This is a genomic window from Kitasatospora sp. NPDC088779, assembly GCF_040685395.1.
GTDB lineage: Bacteria > Actinomycetota > Actinomycetes > Streptomycetales > Streptomycetaceae > Kitasatospora.
This window is the reverse complement of sequence record NZ_JBFBHW010000123.1, coordinates 1-1,577: the sequence shown is the minus strand read 5'-3', so window position 1 is coordinate 1,577 and position 1,577 is coordinate 1. Positions and strand designations below refer to the sequence as shown.

1 protein-coding gene is annotated in these 1,577 nt (G+C 75.1%); it reads right to left on the bottom strand.

Annotation, left to right across the window (positions count from 1 at the left end):
* Nucleotides 1-506: 506 nt before the first annotated feature.
* On the bottom strand, nucleotides 507-1,394 hold the full coding sequence (locus tag AB0P03_RS40785) for a hypothetical protein (protein ID WP_363633797.1): 888 nt from the start codon (nucleotides 1,392-1,394) through the stop codon (nucleotides 507-509).
* Between the last annotated feature and the right edge of the window lie 183 nt (nucleotides 1,395-1,577).

The window sequence follows — 1,577 nt, the reverse complement described above, 5'->3', positions numbered from 1 at the left end:
CCCGCCAACCGATCCGCCACCCGCCGACCGGTCTTACCCGTCCCACCCACCACCAGCACCACACCAGCACCGACCGGAAGATCCACAACACCCTTGGCAACCACAGCAGCCACCCCATTCGGAGAAGAAGTCGACGAAACCAGCGGACCCGGGCGGTTCTGCGAACCCCGCGCGTCCGTCCTCATGTCCACCAGTCAAATCCACTCCGGGCCGGCGAACCATAGCCTCCACACTCACATCCATGCGCGAGCGTCTACCGTCCCCCGGTGTGCCCCGCCCCGGGTCTGCTTCGCCATCCACCAGAACACACCCAACCCGCCACGAACCACCCGCCTTGAGGCGGCCTCCAGTGGATCTCCAGCGCCGGCACACCGCCCCCACACCCCGGCCCGGGCCACCGCAAACGGAAGGGTGCGCGTCGGGTGGGGCGGGAGGCGGACCCGGAGTCCAGGCCGGACGCGCATCCGGGTGAGCGGGGTGGTCGGCACCGGTGAGCCGTCGGCGGCTCAGGGCAGCAGCAGGCCCGGGACGAGGACCAGGCCGACCAGGCCCGCGACCAGGGTCGGCAGGCCGGTGACGCCCATCCACACCAGGTGGCCGGCGAGCCCGCCCGGCGTGTCCGCCGACAGGCGGCCGGGCACCACCAGGACCGTGCGGGGCCGCGCCACGTCCCCCACGTCGGCGGCGCTGCACTCGTGCCGCTGCGCCGTGCCGAGCTGGTCGGTCACCCGGTAGGTGTACCGGAGCGTGCGCCGGGTGCTGCGGGAGTGGCCGTGGACGTCGTGCACCCTGTACTCCCCGAGGTAGGAGCCGGTGAACTCCGCCGGGCGGAGCTCGCCCAGTGCCTGCTGCTGGCGCCAGTACCGCAGCTGCCAGGGCAGGTTCGCCGCCCAGGCGGCGCTCACCCACCAGGCGGCGAAGCCGGCCCAGACGAACCCGGCCCGCACCGGGTGGCCGAGCAGGGCCAGGGCGACGGACTCGGTGAGGCAGCCGGCGAACAGGGCGAGGAGGCCGAGCTGCCAGCCGGCGGGCCGCAGCGGCCTGGGCCGCCGGAACGGTTCGACGCGGATCCGCGTCGGGTCGGCCGGAGCCTCGGCGAGCCGTTTCAGCCGTTGCGCGTTGATGGCGTCGGCGAACGCCTGGGCCTTGGCGTCGGTCGTGCCCAGGCGGAACTCGGAGCGCTCGCCGCGCCCCGGCGGGTCGACCTCGACGCACAGGTCCCAGAGCACGCCCCGGCCGGGGACGGCGTGCACCCGGTGGATCCGGCCGTAGGGGATGTGGAAGGCCTCCGGTTCCTCCTGCCACACCAGCGCGGATCCGGTCATCCGCACCGAGCGACGGCCGAACCAGGTGCGGAGTTCCCTCGGCGGTGCGAGTACTGCCTGCCCGGCCATCGCTGTTCTCGTGCTCCCCCGTGACGTGATCTCGGCCGCGTGATCATATAGCCGCGGCGGCCCCCCAAACGGCCGTGGGGGGGGGGGGGGGGGGGGGGGGCCGGGGCCCGGGGGGGGGGGGGGGGCGCCCCCCGCCCCCCGGCGCGGCGGGGCGCGAGGAGCCCCGGCGCGGGGGGAGGCGGG